The organism is Sporosarcina koreensis (genome assembly GCF_042655825.1).
Taxonomy (GTDB): domain Bacteria; phylum Bacillota; class Bacilli; order Bacillales_A; family Planococcaceae; genus Sporosarcina; species Sporosarcina koreensis.
The window spans coordinates 93,157-113,012 of the sequence record NZ_JBHSNP010000010.1 but is presented as its reverse complement, the minus strand read 5'-3'; the positions used below and the strand labels follow the sequence as shown (position 1 = coordinate 113,012).

At 40.2% G+C, this 19,856-nt stretch carries 13 protein-coding genes; 1 reads left to right on the top strand and 12 read right to left on the bottom strand.

Going from position 1 to position 19,856, the window contains the following annotated elements:
- Nucleotides 1–169 precede the first annotated feature (169 nt).
- The 5 genes from ACFPTP_RS05660 to ACFPTP_RS05640 all read right to left on the bottom strand — a co-directional run bounded on the left by ACFPTP_RS05660 (nucleotide 170) and on the right by ACFPTP_RS05640 (nucleotide 5,143).
- Entirely contained in the window at nucleotides 170–1,549 is a 1,380-nt protein-coding gene (locus tag ACFPTP_RS05660; RefSeq protein WP_381442878.1) for a M20/M25/M40 family metallo-hydrolase, read from the bottom strand.
- A gap of 60 nt (nucleotides 1,550–1,609) precedes the next feature.
- Nucleotides 1,610–2,647: a hypothetical protein gene (locus tag ACFPTP_RS05655; protein WP_381442876.1), complete on the bottom strand. Its 1,038-nt coding sequence runs from the start codon at nucleotides 2,645–2,647 to the stop codon at nucleotides 1,610–1,612.
- 357 nt (nucleotides 2,648–3,004) lie between these two features.
- A complete protein-coding gene (locus ACFPTP_RS05650; protein ID WP_381442875.1) occupies nucleotides 3,005–3,436 on the bottom strand; it encodes a hypothetical protein in 432 nt (143 codons plus the stop codon).
- Entirely contained in the window at nucleotides 3,405–4,664 is a 1,260-nt protein-coding gene (locus tag ACFPTP_RS05645; RefSeq protein ID WP_381442874.1) for a replicative DNA helicase, read from the bottom strand. Before ACFPTP_RS05645 ends, ACFPTP_RS05650 begins: the two co-directional genes overlap by 32 nt.
- On the bottom strand, nucleotides 4,661–5,143 hold the full coding sequence (locus ACFPTP_RS05640; protein WP_381442872.1) for a hypothetical protein: 483 nt from the start codon (nucleotides 5,141–5,143) through the stop codon (nucleotides 4,661–4,663). Before ACFPTP_RS05640 ends, ACFPTP_RS05645 begins: the two co-directional genes overlap by 4 nt.
- A 291-nt stretch (nucleotides 5,144–5,434) precedes the next feature.
- Between ACFPTP_RS05640 and ACFPTP_RS05635 the strand changes: the two genes are divergently transcribed.
- The gene (locus ACFPTP_RS05635; protein WP_381442871.1) at nucleotides 5,435–5,761 is read left to right on the top strand and encodes a phosphoribosyl-ATP pyrophosphohydrolase; all 327 of its coding nucleotides are present in this window, start codon (nucleotides 5,435–5,437) and stop codon (nucleotides 5,759–5,761) included.
- A 119-nt stretch (nucleotides 5,762–5,880) separates the two neighbouring features.
- On the opposite strand, the gene ACFPTP_RS05630 is transcribed toward ACFPTP_RS05635, so the two are convergent.
- The 7 genes from ACFPTP_RS05630 to ACFPTP_RS05600 all read right to left on the bottom strand — a co-directional run bounded on the left by ACFPTP_RS05630 (nucleotide 5,881) and on the right by ACFPTP_RS05600 (nucleotide 19,514).
- Nucleotides 5,881–6,954 carry a CHAT domain-containing protein gene (locus ACFPTP_RS05630; RefSeq protein WP_381442869.1) on the bottom strand — a complete coding sequence of 358 codons (1,074 nt, stop codon included), beginning with the start codon at nucleotides 6,952–6,954 and terminating at the stop codon, nucleotides 5,881–5,883.
- 77 nt (nucleotides 6,955–7,031) lie between these two features.
- The gene (locus ACFPTP_RS05625) at nucleotides 7,032–7,157 is read right to left on the bottom strand and encodes a hypothetical protein (protein ID WP_381442868.1); all 126 of its coding nucleotides are present in this window, start codon (nucleotides 7,155–7,157) and stop codon (nucleotides 7,032–7,034) included.
- A gap of 207 nt (nucleotides 7,158–7,364) precedes the next feature.
- The gene (locus tag ACFPTP_RS05620; RefSeq protein WP_381442866.1) at nucleotides 7,365–7,493 is read right to left on the bottom strand and encodes a hypothetical protein; all 129 of its coding nucleotides are present in this window, start codon (nucleotides 7,491–7,493) and stop codon (nucleotides 7,365–7,367) included.
- 314 nt (nucleotides 7,494–7,807) lie between these two features.
- Complete coding sequence (locus ACFPTP_RS05615) at nucleotides 7,808–10,798, bottom strand: type I restriction endonuclease subunit R (RefSeq protein WP_381442865.1); 2,991 nt, start codon at nucleotides 10,796–10,798, stop codon at nucleotides 7,808–7,810.
- Nucleotides 10,799–10,811: 13 nt separating this feature from the next.
- On the bottom strand, nucleotides 10,812–12,083 hold the full coding sequence (locus tag ACFPTP_RS05610) for a restriction endonuclease subunit S (protein ID WP_381442864.1): 1,272 nt from the start codon (nucleotides 12,081–12,083) through the stop codon (nucleotides 10,812–10,814).
- Entirely contained in the window at nucleotides 12,080–14,089 is a 2,010-nt protein-coding gene (locus ACFPTP_RS05605; protein WP_381442862.1) for an N-6 DNA methylase, read from the bottom strand. The genes ACFPTP_RS05610 and ACFPTP_RS05605 overlap by 4 nt, the downstream gene beginning before the upstream one ends.
- Before the next feature lie 298 nt (nucleotides 14,090–14,387).
- The gene (locus tag ACFPTP_RS05600) at nucleotides 14,388–19,514 is read right to left on the bottom strand and encodes an AAA domain-containing protein (RefSeq protein ID WP_381442860.1); all 5,127 of its coding nucleotides are present in this window, start codon (nucleotides 19,512–19,514) and stop codon (nucleotides 14,388–14,390) included.
- Between the last annotated feature and the right edge of the window lie 342 nt (nucleotides 19,515–19,856).

Below are 19,856 nucleotides of genomic sequence, written 5' to 3'. Positions count from 1 at the left end.
AAAAGCCCTCATCTTATTCTTTGGATGAGGGCGTGTTTATTCAAGGAACTTCAATTGTCCTTGGAGAGTTGGATATATATATATATGAACAATCTACTATTGAATGAAGCAGGAACCCGTTCAAGTTCGGGTGCCCGGTACCTCTTATCGAAGCACTTACTTTTCAACCTTAAATTACATCCTCCAGTCCAATCCGCCTTACAGTCGCTCTAATATTTCTCGCATGCTCAAAAATCTCTTCCAACAACTCAACGGTCTGATAACATACCCCAACATCTAACGTTTCATCCTCTGTATGCTCATGCTGGTATCCAACCGACAAATTAACACTCTGAATGCCATGAGTTGCCCAGATTCGAGTATCACTGCTACCACCTGCTGTACATGCCCATTCCCCTTTGGTTGTTTTCTCTGCAATTTCCTCAATGCAACGACCAAATTCCTTGCTGCAGAATGGGATATAGCCGCCACAAGATGTCACGATATCCCCCGCCCCTCGGCGGTCCAACACAAACGCAACATCCACATCCCATAAGAAATACTCATCCAATTGTGAGGCTCCCACTAAACCGCATTCTTCTTTTACTGTAAATACAAATTTTACTTTTCCGCTGAATGTAGACTGCGCCAAATTCCTAGCAATTTGGAGAATGACGGCAATACCTGCCCGGTCATCTGCCCCAAGAATCCCTTTATCACTACGCCATACCCTCGCCTCCTTGACAATCTGCCGCCCTGGCACCAATTCCTCAACGATATCCAAGTGGGCATTCAACATGATCACCGGGCCATTTCCGGACCGATATACTTTCTCCGCAAGCAAGTTTCCATGTCGATCTGTAGTAATCCGGTCTACGAAAGGCGCCAATTTTTCTTCAACTACAGAACGTATGCGTTTTTCATTGCCACTTTTCCCCGGTACATTTAAGAGTTCTTCAAGCATTACGTAAAACAATTGCTCTTTAATGAAATTCCCATCTTCATCCATCCAGTCTGGCTCGACCAAGCTTAACGTCTCCGCCAGATCCAGAAGTGCGGTACGGTTCGTCCGGAAGTAGACCATATCATGCGTCTTCCTGTCAGAATTAACGGTGCAGTCAAAACCTAACACTATCAGCAAATCTGCCAAACGATCTGCATCCCTATCTTTCATAATAGCTACATGTGGACGTCGACGATTGTGCCCGTCGCAAGAGTAAACTGTCGAAAATCCAAGCCGCACCAGTTGGCGGACAACCCCACTTATATACGTATCAAGATTCCGAAGAGCTAGTTGTTCCTTGTCCTCATAGCGTCCAACACTTTCCGTTACGCCCCGACCTTCAAAGTCTAGAATGGGAAGAATCATGTCTTCACCAATCGGATTATCCTTCAACTCGAGAATTGAACCGTCATATTGATACTGCACTCCTGCCTCCTTCAAACAGTCAAACAGAAATGCCAGATTAGCTTTTGTCTCATACTTGCAATTGAACAAGTTCTCCTCGATCATCTCCATAGCCCACCCGTGCCGCACAAACAATTGATTCCATGTCTTCATCCTTTTCATAGCCAACAGCTCCTTTTGATTTGGTAACTGTAGTATATAAAAAAGCCGATGACACCCTTGTCATCGGATGTCATCGGTTCTCTGAATCACCAAATAAGGTATAAATGAGGCATCATAGTAATAGGCGGTATCACGCTTACCAGCCTTCGGTACAGTAACGATGATCTCACCAGGTAATCCTATCGCCTTCAACTTTTCACGGATACGCCTAATTGTTTGACTATAAGTATTCGTATCTAACTCACCGTCTTTACTTTGCAAAACATCTTCCATCTTATTTTTCTCAGCCGGAGATTCCATACTCGCATCTATCATTAAAACGAGAAGAACGTCTGCAAGACCAATAGATATACTTACACGCTGCCCCCGATAGCCTAAAGTGTTCTCTGTCCCCGCGAAGTCAAGGAAAACATGATCTTGATACTCCTTTTGCAGTTCTTCGTACTCCGATCTGGAACAATAGCGCGTTTCTGCAGCAGTAAGAAGCATGAATGCACGACTCGTCAAATACATTTCATTTTCAGCAATCAAGTCATACATAGGTGAAAGCACCAAGCTATCTATTCGCTTTTCTTCTACCTCAACATCGAGCGACAACTCTTCACTCGCCTCCTGCGCAGCCGCGGCAATATGAAGTGCGCTATTGCTCAAATACAGATTTGCATTGTATTGTTGCTGCTTCGATAATTTGAAAGCATGTTCTGGATGTTCCTCGTTTGATCGAAGCGCTTTTTGAAAGTAATTGAGGGAAGCCGTATAGTCCTCTTCCTTATATGCAAGGAATCCAAGTCTGTAATACGCCTGTGGAATTCCCCTATCGTATTGCAATGCTTTTTTCAACGTGAGCTTAGCAGAATTATCATCCTTTCTATATTCCGTTTTTAAATATGTTCCGTATTTCACAAGATGTGCAATTAGATCTTTCTTAGTTTTATTGAAACCATACTCGTTATCCTCATTGGTGAGCTTTCGTAAAAGCATTTCTTCAATCGCAATAATTTGGTTTAGGTGATAATCCTCGCCTTCAGCACGCGCCTCATTTAGCTCATCAAGCCGGTCGAGAAGTTCATCAATGGTTAGTACTTTTAATGATTTCATGAGGAATTTCTCCTTGTCGTTGAATTGTTCGGGTTTTTAATTCTTGAAGAAGTTTAAGCCGTTCCATTATTAACCCCTTATGTACTAATCTTTTTTCAACACTTCCGATAAGCCCGTCTCTCCGCATACACACAACAAGCCAAGCAGACCTTTCTCACCTTATTGTTCGGTAACCTATAACGTTGGTAGTCTGATACTTTCCTTTTACAGATTCCACATCTCGATTTAAATAAGCTCAACATTCAAATCTCCCGTCCTTTTTTTCAACATAATTCGCACTAATTAAATAGTACCATATTACATGAAGAATGTTCCTTAAGTTCAAGTAATTCACTTATAAAAACATAGCAAACTCAATTACATTTCCCCTACAAAACATGGAAACTCCACCACCTGCTGCTTGAACTCTCGAAACGACTGCCACACCTCCGTCTCCTCGCAATAAACCGACGCATCCATCTTGCCGCTCACATCCCTCACCCTCCGGGCAACCTCACCGTAAATCTTCCGATGCAACGCCTTCACCTCCCCCTCCTTTCCCGCCAAATAAACCGCATACCGCTTCCCGCCCATTTCCACGACGAACAGCTTAACCGTACACATCCGCAGCCAATTCTCGTCGCGCATTCTAATAATCTCCCCATGGTCCAACTCTCCATAAGGAATCCGGCTTTCAGGATCCTCCCACTGCACAAACCCCTTCTCCACTGCGTAATAAACGGCGTGCGCCATATGAGGTACATCATACAAAATCGCTTCATGAAATAGCTCTTTCACTGTCAGCTCCAATCCCCACAACCTCCCCCGTAAATTTGTTATAAGCCGCATACGCCGTCCCCACCGGCCCATTCCTGTTCTTCGACACGATGAGCTCCAAGACGTTATCTTTCTCGTCTTTCGAGTAATACGCATCTCGGTATAAAAAGACGATGATATCCGCGTCCTCCTCAATCGAGCCAGACTCCCGCAAATCCGACATGAGCGGACGCTTGTCATGCCGCTGTTCGACCGCCCGGCTCAACTGCGCGAGTGTAATGACAGGGCAATTGAACTCCCGCGCCATCCCCTTTAAATCCTTTGTGATCTGGGAAACTTGCAAATGCTTGTTGGCAACCTGGTCTTCCGAATGAATCAACGTCAGATAGTCAATCAAAATGACCGGTTTCATTTCAGGAAACTCATGGATCATCTTGCGCACCTTCATCCGCATTTCCGCAACGGTTTGCCTGCTCCGATCAAAAAACTGGATATTCGTTTCCGCCACTCTGCCAATCGTTTTCACCCAATTCCCCTTCTGCGAATCACTGAATAACGAATAGGGATCCCGCATGCGGATTCTCGAAAACCGTCCCGTCGATGCAAGCAGCCGATCCCGCAAACTTGTATCCGACATTTCAAGCGAAAAGACGATCGGCAAACGCCCTTCCCATCCTGCGTTTTTCGCGATATGCAGCATGACATCGGACTTCCCCATGCTCGGCCGTGCAGCCAAAATGACCAGCTCACCGTCCTGGAATCCGTTCGTCATTTCATCCAGCTTCCCGATGCCTGACGGCGCCCCCTCTTCAATCCCCTTCTCCGTGAACGGATCCTCGTACACGTCCATCAGCAGGTCGAAAATATTAGCGTGGTCACTCACACGATTATCCATCAGTGCATCCAGCTCGCTCATGACCCGGTCGATCGGCCAGTTCTCCTGCCCAGCAATCTGCAGCACGTTCTGCTTCTCACGCTCCCGCCAAACGTCCAGCATTGCCCCGACATGATCATCGAACTTCTCGATATGCGCATAATTCGTAAGGTCTTTCACATAATTCGCCCCGCCCAAATCCTGCGGGCTGAACGTCGTAAGCAGAGTGACGAAATCAACCGCCTTCCCCGACGCACGAAGTTCCTTCATCGACTGGAAGATCATCTTATGGACCGGATTCGCAAATTGGGAAACAGCTAGCCCCGATTCCGTTATCAAATAATTCTCCTTCAGCATCGAACCGAGCACCGCTTTTTCCGCAATCATATCGCTTCCCCCTTCGTCAGATCCAACTTGAATTCATTCACACGCGCTCTTTTTCTTATATTCTTAGTTCTTTTGTTCTTAGTAGTTGCGATTTGTTCGTTACCTGTTCGTCGTTCATTTGCGAAAACGCTTGTCATGGGCTCATCATTCTTTTGGTAGAAGCCCCAATTGACAATGGTGATGACCTGATTTTGGTTTGTCGTTTCGCTTGTCATAAATCCGTATTCCTCAAATCTCTTCAAAGCCGTCCGGATTTTCGATGCGGTCACCCCTTTTCCACACTGCTGGCCGAGTGAAGCAACCGAAGTGACAAACTGACCGGGCTGCAAAGAATACTCCCTCCCACCCCACTTCCACTGCCTCTCCTCATAATTCGCCAACATCAGCAATGCCATCAAAATGACCTTCTGATCCGATGTCGATTCCGTCCATATCGGCTTATTCATTAGCGCTCGATGTAATTTCAACCAACCGTTCATTTCCTTCCCCACCCCTTCAATGTGAATGACCAGACCTTTCATTTGTTATATAGACACGAGTTTGGGAAAAGGATACTCTGGGAGGAAAAATAATTTTTAAGCATGAAAAAACACCAGCCCTTGGTCGACTTTTTTGTCGATGGGTTGGTGTTGGAGTTAGGATGAAGTAAGGATAGAAAACCCCGAGATCATATTTTTATCTACATTCATATCATGTCCTATATATTATCCAATTGTGCCGCTAGACTATGTGCTAAAATATAGAAAATTGCACTCAAAGGAGAAAATCATATGCCTATCTACAATAAACTTGTCCGTGACTTGATCCCTAACATTATCGAATCGGACGGCAAGACGTGTGTCACTCATATATTGGATGACTCCCAATACATAACGGAAGTGAACAAGAAGATGCATGAGGAATTGGCGGAATACGAAGGCGCGATCACATCAGAAGATGCCGTTGAGGAACTGGCCGATTTGCTGGAATTGATTCACGCAGCAGCGAAGTTTCACGGGGTGACGGTTGGAGAACTGGAAGCTGTGCGTGCGGAGAAAGCGGCTAAACGCGGCGGTTTTGAGGAACGGATTTATTTAGTGGGAGTGGAAGATGATTAAACTGCAGTGGCTTACTCAGAATTTAATTGGTAACATGATACCAGTAAAGCTGATAAGATTCTTCTAGTATTTTTCATACAAAAAAGAGCACCCTCTAGGATGCTCTACCACGGAGGAAATTATAAACTTTCAGTATTGGCAAATGCAGGTTTCACTAAAACTATTTCATTTGCGGATAAGCCTTCTTTTAAATAAATTTCGGGAATATTTTCTTCCTTTATCCCTTCTAACATCAAAGCTGACTTAGCTTGGTTGAAAGCTTTCTCCAATGTCAATCCAAAACCAATCGCAGAGTAAAATTGTGCAGAAAATACACGGGCTGCTTCATCTCCAATTGAATCGTTCATACCTATGGCAGACTCCACATGTTGAACAACTGCTTCAGCCTGTCCAAAGGAAAAGCAAGTATTGAAAAAAACTAACCTAATTCTATCCGATGAGGTCATCATAGTTTGCACAATAGCCTCTTTGCTAATTAACTTAGCACTTCCATCAGCATCTTGTAACACTAGCTCATCTGTAGGCGAACCATGCCCACTAAAATGAATAATGTCAGGATTTAATTCATTGATAGCCTGTAAAATATCCAATGGTCTTGCTGCCCATCTCGTTTCAAACTGAACACTATCCCTGTGCTCAGCTTTCCTAATCATTTCATTAATAGAACGAGCTTCTTCATCCAATCTAAGTGATCCAGTTCCAATTGGGTTAGATGCCATAAATAATACTGTTATTTTCTCCGGAACATTCTGTAATTCCGTTAAAGTTCTCTTCGTTTCTAAATGCAATTTGCTATGGTTATCTATCGTTTCATTAATACTTTTCATCAATCGTTTCGTTTCTTCCAACCTTCTTTTTTCCTCGCTTAACTTCTTTTTCTCTGTTCTATCAACTTCGTGACTTAGTTTCTTCTCTTCACTAGCAATTTCTCTCTCCTTAACAGCCAACTTAGTATCTATTGATGCAACTTTTTTATCAATTTCTGCCAATGCTTTTTCTGCTCTTGCTATTTCATTAAATTTCGACTTTACTATTGATTGAGATTTTGTTCTTTTGATTGCATCGTTTGCGGAAATAATTTTCTTCTTTAAATCAGGTATCTTTTTGGTTTCCCTTGCTCTATCAGCTGAAAGCTTAGAAATATCCTGTCTTTTCCTTGCAATATTGCTTCTGTAAGTATCGATTATCGCCAACTTCAACACCCTTTCTTTTCTGTTGACTGTTTATTCGTTAACATTCCCTAACGGTAATTTATATAGGTATAGTTTATTCAATGTTCTTTATCTTGATGGTCTTTCAAAATTTTACCTGCATTACTTTTCTGTTTCTTCGTTGATTTAGGGCTTGAAAGTATTGCTGCAGCTTTTCCAACCTTGCCACCTTTATGCTTTACCATGAGTTTTTCTCCCTTCTGATCCTAACAATCTATGGAATCTTATATTCACAGTTACCATACGTTTTACAGGTAATATTTAATACGTTATTCATCTCAAAGCAAGAGGGAAGCGTATGTTCTCTATTTTTTTTATTAAATTTACGGTAAAATTAGCAAGTAGATTTATTACGTGTGCTCTTATTTGTTTGGCAGAACAAATAAGGGCTTTTATTTTAATTTTCGTTGCAAATCACGTTCCAGCTTTCTTAGTTCTTTTTTCACTTCGCTGTCTACTTGTTTATTGATTTCCCTGATTGCCTTGTTTATTTGCGTAGTATTGATTCGGACACGTGCCAATTCCCCACCTCCCTCGTAATATATTTTAAGAGCATACGTTTCCCTCTGCATATGGAGTATACCATCCTCCTTCCCAATCTACAACATATAGTGTCGAACAGAAATACACAAACACTATATGTAGTTGGTTCCTGTTTGAAAAAACAGGTCTTTTTGAATGGGAATCTACCCTATTCAACTAATCAATATGAATTCCTCATGGGCTTTTTCTTAAAGTTAAACTTTTCATTCTAGATATCTGTCAATTGTTTTCACTTAAAAAAGCATTAGGTTACATACTGTTTAATTCAGTAATAACCTAACACCTTTTAAAATCACCCATTAACTTCCTCAAAAACCTCGTCCATCATGTCTTCCATGATAAAAGCCTTAAACTCCTCATTCGCCAATATCTTCATAAAGAACTTTTCATTGCTCTCCATGCGATCAATCACAAAATTCATAAATGATTTTTCAAAAGCAAATTTGAAATTGTCCTTTGTATTATTCTTGGCTTTTTGCTGTATGTCTTCGCTGTTCAGCATATCCGCCTTCACCTGATCACGGGATAAGAAATCCGTCTCGGTAAATTCAGTTCCAAAACGATCATTCAACTTGTCTAAAATGGACGATAGTCGAACTTTTTCATCCTCCACTACACCCGCCGTACCATGTGAAGTAGGCTTCAATTCCTGACCGCCTGTTTTCTCCAGCTCGATGCTTCCCTCAAACACCTTTTGATTGCGATAATATTGTAGTGCTACGTCATCAGCCATGTAAATATCCTTGTCCGACTTGTCACGTGGAAGCTTGCGCAATAAATAGTTCAAGTAAATGTACCGCTTATGAAGATCCACGTCGATAAACGTTGCAATTTGCAGGACAAATGCATACGTCCGTGTGAATTTCGCTGCCGAGCTTTTGAATGCTTCTTGTTCTTCAATTGACAGGTCACGTTTAAAGCGCTCTACCCCTTTATCAATCCATGCGTTCAGTGCCGTTTGTTCTTTCGCCGACTTGGTAAAGCCACCTTTTATTTCAAGTTCATTCACCGCATTCATTTCTTCCTCCGTATACACTTGGTAAGGTGTGAGCTCGGCTTGCAAGTCGTATAAAATATTCGGATCCGTTACTTCCTCAAGCCCTGTTGTTTCATAGTAAGGTTGGAATGCCGCCTTGATCTCTTCCGGATCATTTACGAAATCAAGCACGAAAGTATCATCCTTACCTGGGCATGTGCGATTCAAGCGCGATAATGTTTGAACGGCCTTAATCCCGCTCAAAGGCTTGTCTACATACATCGTATGGAGCAAGGGTTCGTCGAAGCCCGTTTGGTATTTCTCCGCAACAAGCAATACTTTATATTCATCGGAATTGAATTTATCTGGCAGTTCCTTTTCGCTAAAGCTATTCATGTCTGGCTCTGTATAAGGTAGTTCGCCGTCTTTCACAATCCCCGAGAATGCAACGATCGTCTTCAAATCGTCGTAACCCATTTTGTCGATATACCGATCAAATGCAATTTTGTACCGCACGGCATGCAGGCGACTTGCAGTAACGACCATCGCTTTTGCACGTCCACCAATTTTATGTCTCGTGAAATTGCGATAATGTTCAATGATGATTTCTGTCTTCTGCGCAATATTATGAGGATGAAGTGATACATATTGGGCTAGCTTTTTTGTCGCTTGCTTTTGTGATACAAGTGGGTCATCATCTACTGATTTCGCAATCTTATAGAACGTCTTATACGTTGTGTAATTGCTTAGCACATCTAGGATAAAACCTTCTTCAATTGCCTGCCGCATCGTATATTCATGAAACGCATGTGGTTTTCCATCAGCCCCGATTGTTCCGAACTTCTCAAGAGTCTTTGGCTTTGGTGTCGCGGTAAAAGCGAAGAATGACACATTGTCTTGTTTACCGCTCTTCATAATTGTCTCAACAATTTGTTCATCGAGAGTATCCATATTTTCTTCCGCAATACGATCTTCTTCGTAAGCATCTTCCAGTGTCTTATCCGATAATATATTCGTTAAAGCTGTCGAAGCTTTCCCGCCCTGGGAAGAATGCGCTTCGTCAATAATGACAGCATATTTCTTCCTTTCAAGCCCCGACACTTTCTCCATAATGAAAGGGAACTTTTGCAACGTCGTAATGATGATGCGTGTTTCACCTGTAATTGCATTTGCAAGCTGGTTTGAATCTTTATCAATCCGCTCAACCATCCCTGCCTTATGCTCCAATTGGTACACAGCATCTTGTAACTGCTTGTCCAACACACGACGATCCGTAATTACTATGACACTACTAAAGATTGCTTCATTATTGTCATCATGCAGCTTTGCCAAACGGTGAGCTAGCCAAGAAATCGAATTTGTTTTCCCGCTACCCGCACTATGTTGAATCAAATAATTATGGCCAACATTCTTATCAACCACATCTGCTTCAAGCTTCCGCACGACTTCAAGTTGATGGTAACGCGGAAAGATCACCATTTTCCGCTCGCTGATGACCTCATTATTCGAGTCTAAAATATCATCTTTCTTCACGAAGACAAAGCGGAATAGAATATCCAACAAACTATCCGGCAACAATACTTCTTCCCAAATGTAATGCGTGCGATAATTATTATAAACAGTCGGATTCCCTTTGCCTCCGTCATTACCTTTATTGAAAGGCAAGAAATACGTTTTCGATTTCTTCAATTCTGTCGCCATGAACACTTCATCTGGATCCACAGCAAAGTACACAATGGCACGCTCATTGGCCCTGAAAAGCTGTTCCTTCGGATCTCTGTCTTTCTTAAATTGATTCATTGCATGCTCAACCGTTTGCCCCGTGAACTGATTTTTCAGCTCCATCACAATGAGCGGCAAGCCGTTAATGAACAAAACCATGTCCAAACTGTTATTATGCTTATCGCTATAATAAACTTGACGGCTCACTGTGAAGATATTCTTTTGATACAGTTCATTCATTAGCTGATTCATGGTTGTCGGCGGTTTATTATAAACAAGCCTTAACGTCACTCCGCGATCCTTTATGCCATGACGCAAGCAATGAAGAACGCCATGCTTTTTCAAGCTATCGCAAATGCGTTCAAGCACCTTCTTTTTATAACCCGCTCCATACGACCTCTCCAACATTTTAAGCTGCTTGTCCTGTGTTGACTCAAAAAACTCAAACAGCTTCTCGACATCAAGGGCATGCTTTTTAAAAAGCCGGCTTGCTTCCCCTTCCAACAAGCGTTTCTCATAACCATTCCCGACAAGTGAGGTCTCAATATTCGCCTCAAAGCCCTTCTCCGTTGCATCAATCGCCACATTCTCACCTCCGTTACTGTACTACTTCAAGATCCCGAACATCGATTTTCCCTGTTACCACTTCATAGATTAGGGATTGGCGGTATTCTTTTAGTTTTTGGATTTGTTCTTCAATACGTTCAATTAAGTGATTAAGGTTGGAAGTTTCTTGTTGAAGGTATTGAGTTATTTTCTTTTGCTCTTTTAAGGGTGGCATTACAATTTCCATGTTATTCAAATTTCCGATAGTTAATTGATTTATAGTTGACGTCAAATACGTTCCCAATTGCGCAGCAAAGAAACCTGAATTTAACACATAATAAACAAATGAATTGTATTCACTTCTAAAAACGGTTGTAAAAGCTCCGAAACTTAAACCAGTATGTTTTTCCAAAATTAATGCGTTCTTTCCTATAAGATTTCTACTACCATTTCTTGAACAAATTAATATGTCATTTACTTTTGTAAATAATTTACCTGGGATATTCATATTGACATACACATTGTCATGCAAGGAAATATTACCCTTTTGAATATTTGTTGATCTTAAAACAACAGTTCCATATTCATCACAAACATCATTCGGAGAGTATGTTAAACCCGTTATTGCATCACCTATGTACTTCATTTTAGTTAACCGCCAATGCTCTGGGATTTCACCAATCCATTCCACACCTGAATCTTTCATTTTCACAGTTGGATTTAAGCCTTTTGTTACTGCTTCCGTGATGATCGCTTGGCGTTTTTCCTCTAATAAATCTATTAACTTTTGCTTTTTCTTAATCAAAGAATGGATGGAGTCCGATTTTTCATTTAAAAAACTGATAATTCTTCTTTGTGTTTCTTTATCGGGTAAAGGTACTTTAGAATTCAGAAGAAATTCTGTAGGAATACGCTTTAGTCCTCCAACACCATACATACTCGAAACGGCTGCTGTCTTAAATTCGTCTGATTGTATAAAGTAAAAAAGAAATTCAGTTTTCACATTGGTGTGTGCCCGTATAATATGTAATTCAGTTGTTCCGAACCCTACTCCATTTTCCAGATTATCAACTATCGCGATATTTCCATTTTCAAAACACGGCGTTACTTTTGCCATTATAATATCTTTATCTTTAAAATAAGTATAGCCATCCCAGACTTCTTCAATAGGCCTAACTATACTGAGGTCAACCTCTCCAATGGATTTGATATTTTCCATGGGAACAAAAGAAACTGGTATATTTTCTTTTATCTTTACTTCTGATTTTGGAGGATTGATTAATGCTAAATATTTTAATTTTACCTGTTTAAAATTTTGATTCATCCCAACACCTTCTTTAACTGCTCTAATATGCCCAATTCAAGTTCTTTAATATCAGCAAATATTTCTGCTGAACTTCGGAGTGGTGTATATTTATAAAATTGTCGCGTAAAAGGAATCTCATAACCCACTCTCGTCCTACTATGATCAATCCACGCATCCGGTACATGAGGCAATACTTCGCGTTCAAAATATTCTTCTATGTTTTCCTTCAATGGAACATTTTCCGTATCGCGCAAATCCGCATCCGCCTCAATCTCATCCTTTTTCTTCATACACACATCCGCTGTTTCATCCTTTTCAGAAAGCCCAGCAAAAATCGCCTTCAAGACGGGTGCTCCAATAACAACCCCTACCTCTTTAAAAGCTGCTTTTAATTTCTTTTCAAAGTCCTCACGGTTCTTATAAACTATGTCACTTATATGATTACGTAGCACTTTAAGAATGGTCTCTTGCAGCTCTTTACCAGCTTCTATTTCCGCAATCCCACTTTCACCTTTTTTCCTCGATGTAGCAAGATTTTGGAATGCCCTTTGTTCGATAACCTGTGCAATGCGTTCTTCCGAAACAAGGAAATTCAATCGCAATGGCCGTTCTACTGTGATCTTTTGATAGCCAAAGTCTTCATTATCAAAGATTTTTACATATTCTTCTTCTTTAAAGTTCCCGTATATCCGGACAATCTCATCGATTTGCTCCTGCGTAATTTCATTTCGTTTACTGCCTAGACTTTTCTTCATTTTCTTCGAGAAGTCCACCGCATTGATCAGCTGAACTTTCCCTTTGCGATAGTCCGCTTTATTATTCGTCAAAATCCAAATGTATGTGGAAATACCCGTGTTGTAGAATAAATCGTTTGGCAATGCCACGATGCCTTCCACTAGGTCATTTTCGAGCACATATCTGCGGATTTCGCTTTCACCTGATCCTGCATCGCCTGTAAATAATGGTGACCCATTCATAATGATTGTCATTCGGGAACCTTGAGGATTTTCAGCAGTCACTGGCTTCATTTTAGATATCAAGTGAAGAAGGAATAATAGTTGTCCGTCGCTTGTACGAGGAGTGCCAGGTCCAAATCGGCCGTTATAGCCTTGTTCCTCGTGTTCAGCTTTAACCGGCTTTTCATATGACTTCCAATCCACGCCATACGGAGGGTTACTGATCAAGTAATCGAATTTTTCTCCTTTGAATTGGTCATTTGATAATGTGTTACCAAGGCGGATATTACGTGCATCCGCACCTTTGATTAACATATCAGCCTTACAGATTGCGTAGGATTCTCCGTTTATTTCTTGAGCAAAGAATTCAATGTCAGCATTAGGATTGAATTCATGCAAATATTCTTGTGCGACTGAACCCATACCGCCAGTTCCTGCAGCACAGTCATATAATGTTTGTGTCAATCCGTACTTTGTTAGAATGTCATCGTCACGCATAAATAATAGACTAACCATTAAACGCACGACCTCGCGCGGTGTATAGTGATCCCCTGCTTCGGCGTGTTCCGAGAAGCGGCGAATTAACTCTTCGAAGATGTACCCCATCTCTATATTCGAAACGACTTCCGGGTGCAAGTCCAATTCACTAAAACGCTTGATTGTTAAATACAATAAATCATTGTCATTCATCTTATCGATTTGTTTATCAAACTCGAAGTACTCCATGATGTCACGTGCTGTTTTAGAGAAACCATTCATATAATCCCGTAAGTTATCAGCTATATTATCTGCATCACTTAACAAGTTGTTGAAATTGTAGTTGCTTGTGTTATGGAAATTTTGCTTAGCGATACGGTTTAAGATTGGTTCGCGGGCGTCTTCATTGATTGATTTCAAATCAGCGTACTTTGCCAACACGTCGTCTTTGGTCTCTTCCAATACACAGTCAAACCTGCGTAAAACCGCTAGGGGAAGTATTACTTTTCCATAGTCTTCTGGTTTGTATGGTCCACGCAAAACTTCTGCAATCGACCATATAAAACTTACTTTATCTTGAAAATTGATCATTATTTTCGCTCCATCTCTAAGAAAAAATATATACCGTTTGTTCATTTGAAGGATTAATTGAACTACTATTACAATACCAATAAAACCAGGTCCAAACAACGTTCTGGAAGAAACTGTAGAAAACCAGACAAGAATGGGGGGATTACTAACAATAATCATTTCGACTATCAGATATAAGCTTCCAGTCTACAATCACTCATTACTGGGAATTAATAATTGAGTTATTAATTCATGAAAGAAAACACCCCTGACAGGCCAAAAACACCTTGTAAGGGGCAGAAATAAATTAAAGTTTATGTTACTTTTTAACCTTCGCATACCAAGCTGATCTAAATCCGGTTGTTTTATTGCCTTTTTCAAGTCGCCTGAATATGAGTCCATGCTTTTTATAAGTATGCAACTTCTTTTCAAGCTCTTTTCCACCAATTACATAAATCGTTTCAGACTTATGACGGTAATCAATGACTTCAAAGCCTAGCGTTTTCATTTCGAGTACGAGAGTTGTCATGTGATTCATTTCAGGTTTTCTTTGGCTGGCAGTTTTGCCAAGTAAATCGACCTGTTTAATTTTTGTACCTTTATTCCTTTTGTTGCTTTCATTAGAAGACAGTTCACCTTTCAAATCGAAATCGACATACCATGCAGGTTCGCCCTGTGTGTCAATGTTGCCATCCTTTAAGAAAGTGAAACTATTCCCTTTTGGAGCAATCCTCGAAAGTTCCGTTTCCAATTGAGAAGAGCCTTGCACATAAACTCTATCCGGTTTTGCCTGGTTGATGTATGCCTCGAAGTTTTCACGATTTAACTTTTCTTTGTAGGATTGAACTTCTGATAAGCCAAAAAGGTCTTGTTGGACTTGAGTAGTCTTCTCTTTATCATCAACCATCAATAATAAAGAAGTTTGCTCATATTGCCGTTTTTCCATGGCTTCCATATTAAGCGGCTTCTTCACTTTTACCATCGTCGACTGCTCATGATTGTGCTTATTATCGAACTCAGTAGTAGGTGGTTCAACATTTTTAACGACTGGCTTAGATACTACAGGCGTTTCTGGGAGCTCTTGCGTTTCAACTTCCTGATTCGACTTTAAGGAAGTGGCCCATTCGAGATACGGTCGTATATTCATTTCATCCAAGGTTTCCCACAGGCTTTCTAATGCTTTTTCCGGATTATCATAGTAGACGCTGCCTAGTACTCTCCAAAATGTCCAACCAGCCCTTTGCAGCAATCGCTCTCTTTGGAAATCACGCTCCCGATCGTCGACGGAAGTGTGCCAATGGTCTCCATCACATTCAACTACGAGCCTAGATTGTTCCCCTTGCACAACAAAATCCATCCGAAAGCCAGCAACTTCATATTGCGGAATGACACGGTAGCCTTTTGCTACGATTGCATCAAACACACTTTCCTCAAATTTACTTTCACACTTTTTACGGTTGGCTTCCGTTTCTTCTTTTAATGGATTCGCAATGTAGTTTAGAAGCTGATATCTCAGACACTCCCGATTGCTAATGTCATTTACTGAAATAGAGTGCATCACCCATAACTGGTCTTTAGCCCTGCTGACTGCTACGTTAAATCGTTGTCTTGCAGAATCGTTGGCTAACGCGGTTAACCGTGTTTCCCCTTTTGCTGCAACCATGGAAAGAAAAATGACATCCCTTTCATCACCTTGGAATGCATATGCATCTCCACAAATGATTTGTCGCTCCTCCATTACTTCCGCGCCTAGTTCAGCAATTAATTTATTCTGTATCAGTTTGGCTTGGTTATTTCCAAGCAAGGAAATAACACCTATTGTTTTACCATCATATTTATACTTATTAATACAGTTACGAATTTCTTTTACGATCTCATCCGCCTCTACTTCGTTATAGGCGTTTTGGGAACTCCCCATACGGACACCATGTGGTAAATATCTTGATACGACTGGCTCCAATCTGTTAGCAGGATATTGTCTTAAAGGAATCAATGGATTATTTGCATATGATATTAAATTCGAGAATCCGATAATTTCCGGCATGCAACGGAAGTGTTCACGAAGCGTAATTGTCTCTTTGAACATTACATTCGCGATATCGAAGAATGAATTGTTTGCATCAAGCATCCCTGCAAACTCAAACCCTACCGCTTTAAGATGCTTTTTCTGTAACTTATTAATAGCACCCGCATCCACACCGACAATACTAGGACTGATTTGCTCTTTGTCTCCAACAATTATCATCTTTTTAGCTAAGTATTTAAGAAGTAAGGCATCATGCCATGATTGGCTTGCTTCATCGACAATCACAATATCAAAGAGGGCTGGACGTATTTCAAAGTTTTCAAAAACACGGTTAAGAGGCATGATCCAAGCTGGTATGGCATCCTTACACTTTTCCATATGCTCTTGAGCTTCGGCAATATAACGTGGTGCATTTTTGCCGGTTCCTTTTCCGATATTCTTAACTTTAAGAGCCCATGCTTTTAAATGCTTTGATTGGCTATGAGTCATCCTACTTAACATGTTGATCCAAGCCTTTAATGAACCTATGTCGGTTATCGTTTTTCTAATTTCCTTTTCAGTGTCATTGTATTTTGTAGAGAGAGATGCTTCATCTCTTTGCATGAAAGACTGTAACCAATCATTAGTTTTTTTCCAGTGCTGGGCCTTATCCCAAATGGTTTCGCGTTCTTCCCAAATTGGATTGGAATAGGAAGATTCAAGCACACTCATTAATAACGGAGAGTGTTGTCTAACTTTGGCAGTTATAGCCTCAACTTCACTATCATGGTTCATTACTTTTTGATAATATTCATATTGCTCCCAAATGGACCGTAATCCATCGGTGTCACGATTATTTAATGCGCTAATCAGCTCAGAATAAAGTAAATGTGCATCTTCTGTTATTACACTTTCGACTAATTTCACTTTAGAAGAAATGTCTGCCGACTTTTGTTGTAATTTCTTATTCACTACAATCAGATCAATATTAGACACTAAAGAACTGATTTGGGATTTGTTAAAGTTATCGGCAGATAGGAAATCAAATTTGGATAAAGTATCCTTTCGCCATTCGAAAATTCGTACTGCTAACTCTAGTTGAGATAAGGATTTTTCATATTCCTCTAAAGCTAGTTCTTCAACAAACGGCTTCTCATCCAAAAAATGAGGAATAATTAACTTCTCTATACTTTCATATGCATGCTTGGCCTTGGCATAAGCATAAATTGTATTTATTTGACTTTCAGACTTGATTGGCAAGTTATTGTATTTTACTTTTCGCAGAGTTTCTTTATATTGCTTCATAATTTTTGGTTGAAATATGAAATTTCCCATTTTGCCGCCATTCTCGAAGTGCTCGGACAAGTCCTCACACATTTTCTTCAATGACGGTGTAGGAACACCATCAACAGATATAAGGCTTGGCTCGAAACTACCTCTCGCCTCGTTAATAACTTGGACATGCTCTTTCAGATCCTCATATACCTTTTGCCATAAATGGCCACGGTTTTCAAAGATATCGGAAATCACTTTTCCCAGTTTAGAATAAGTGTTGAATAAAAGAGGGCGGGCGAATTCGCTATACTGGTTTAATTCAAAGTCCAGTTTGGACAAAGTATCGTCCGACAACCTTTCCAGCGTCTTTTGCAACTCGCGGTCCTCTTCTTCTAGTAATGCGATTTGCTTTGCTTTTAAGCCGTATTCTTCCTCAACATCATTAATAATTGAATTGATATCCAGTGTTTCAGCGAAAGAAGGGTAAACGTATTTTTCGTATCCAAGAGGGACATCCATAACATTGCTTTTCAAATTGATATAGCGGTATATCAGCTCTTTCTCATTTTTCAAGTAATTAACATCTATATTTGAGGGAGTCGTATACCAGTCAAATGCCCTTGCATCCTCATTTAATTGTTGTGCAATCTTTTGTGCTGTGCCATTGTACGGAGGTAAACTGTGAAGATATGTTTCCGCTTCCCGAACTTCCATAAGTTCAGTTTTGGTTTTATTCAGTAATTCTTTTAGCCCTTTCAAAGCGGATTTTTTTGCTTCGACCTTTTGTGCCATCTCAGCTAAATCAAATCTTTCTTTATTCACACTGATTGAGGATACAACCTTTTCTAAATCTTTCATTGATGTTGCATCTCCACCCAAAAGGCTAACAGAAAGATCTTGAAGTTCCACAGGCAGTTTACTCTTTAATACGCTTAATGCTTTGGCAGTTTGGCTTGTTATCAGTACTCTGTGTCCGGTTGCGAGCAAATGAGAAGTTAAATTTGCAATCGTATGAGTTTTACCGGTTCCCGGTGGCCCTTGAACTAAAACGCTGCTCTTATGAGTTAAACTCGAAATGATTCTATTTTGTTCTTCATTAGATGCTAATGGAAAGTAAAATTCATCGGCTTCACGAAATGCATCACTTTCTTCCGCTTCATCTTCAACTATTTCATTAAACATATTAGCCATATTTTCAGGGACAGCAATGTCTTCCATTTCTTGCAACTGTTCAATAGCTTTTTCACAAGCATGTTGAATGCTTTTCTGTGATTTTTTTCTTAATACAAACGCAGGAGATATAGAAACTAAAGGTCCTTCATTAGTTCGATTGGGAATACGTAATGAATTTTCAAAAACCCCACGGGAATCAAGTGCATTTACTATGTTTGTCAATACTTGAGGGAATTTATCCTTAATGTTCGCTTCTTCATAAAACAGCTTTAGTAATGATTGAACTTCCCTTAATTCTTCTCCCGAGAGTCGATCTTCCACTAGGAGCATATCCTCTTCGAATTCAAAAAGAAGTCCCTTCGAGGAAGGAGTAATGACCATTTCTCCAGACTCTTTATGAAAATGCAGTTCAACTTCAGAAGTAAGTAGATGCCTTTCAACTTCATTTTTATTATCCTGTTTCCAACGCAAAAGACCTACACTGACGACAAGCTCTAGCAACTCCGAGTTATTCTGTAAGTCCTGATAAATTCTATAGAGTTGATCGTATAGTAATTGAATACTATTAACTCGTTCATATTCCTTAAGATAAGGTGCCCATACTTCGTCTTGAAAAGCTTGTATTTCATCTTGAATATTTGGCAAATCGTCGAGATGAATCTCCACTCTTTCAGGTTCATCCTCATTTTTCACTTCATTCACTATAAAAATACTTTTTTGTATTAGTAACTTTTTGCGATCAATGATTACCCACTCTTTTATACTTTGCGGTAGTTTGGGTAGTTTGGGAAAAATGGGTTTTCTAACATATAACCAGTCATCCAAATCACTTCTAAAGGTATCCAAGCATTCCGGCTCTTTTGGAAAATCGTTTACCCAAAGAACTTGATCATAATTTTTATATGAATAAACAGGTTTTTGTTTAAGCTGCGTCAGTTCATTTATGTATTGGATTAAACTAGAAACCTTTTGACTTAACGGTATAGCGCTCATCTTAACACCTCCACTTTTTTGTTTAATCATTCATGGAAATACATCATTACCTAAACGTTTCAAAAGCATAAATGCATTTTCATAAATTAGCAATCAAGGATAGACCTCACACAATGCAAGATTATGCGATTTCACTACAATTCCCCGGACTTCTGAAAATATTATTAATAATAATTTGCTATTCTAGGATAAAATTCCACATGATGTTTAAGACCCGAAGAAAAAGAGACAGAAGCAGTATATGTCTTCCGCCTCTAGGTTACCACTCTATATTCTCTAACCCCTTTGGATAACTATCAGTACCATAAACCATTCCCGTTATTTTAATTCATCCCATAGTTT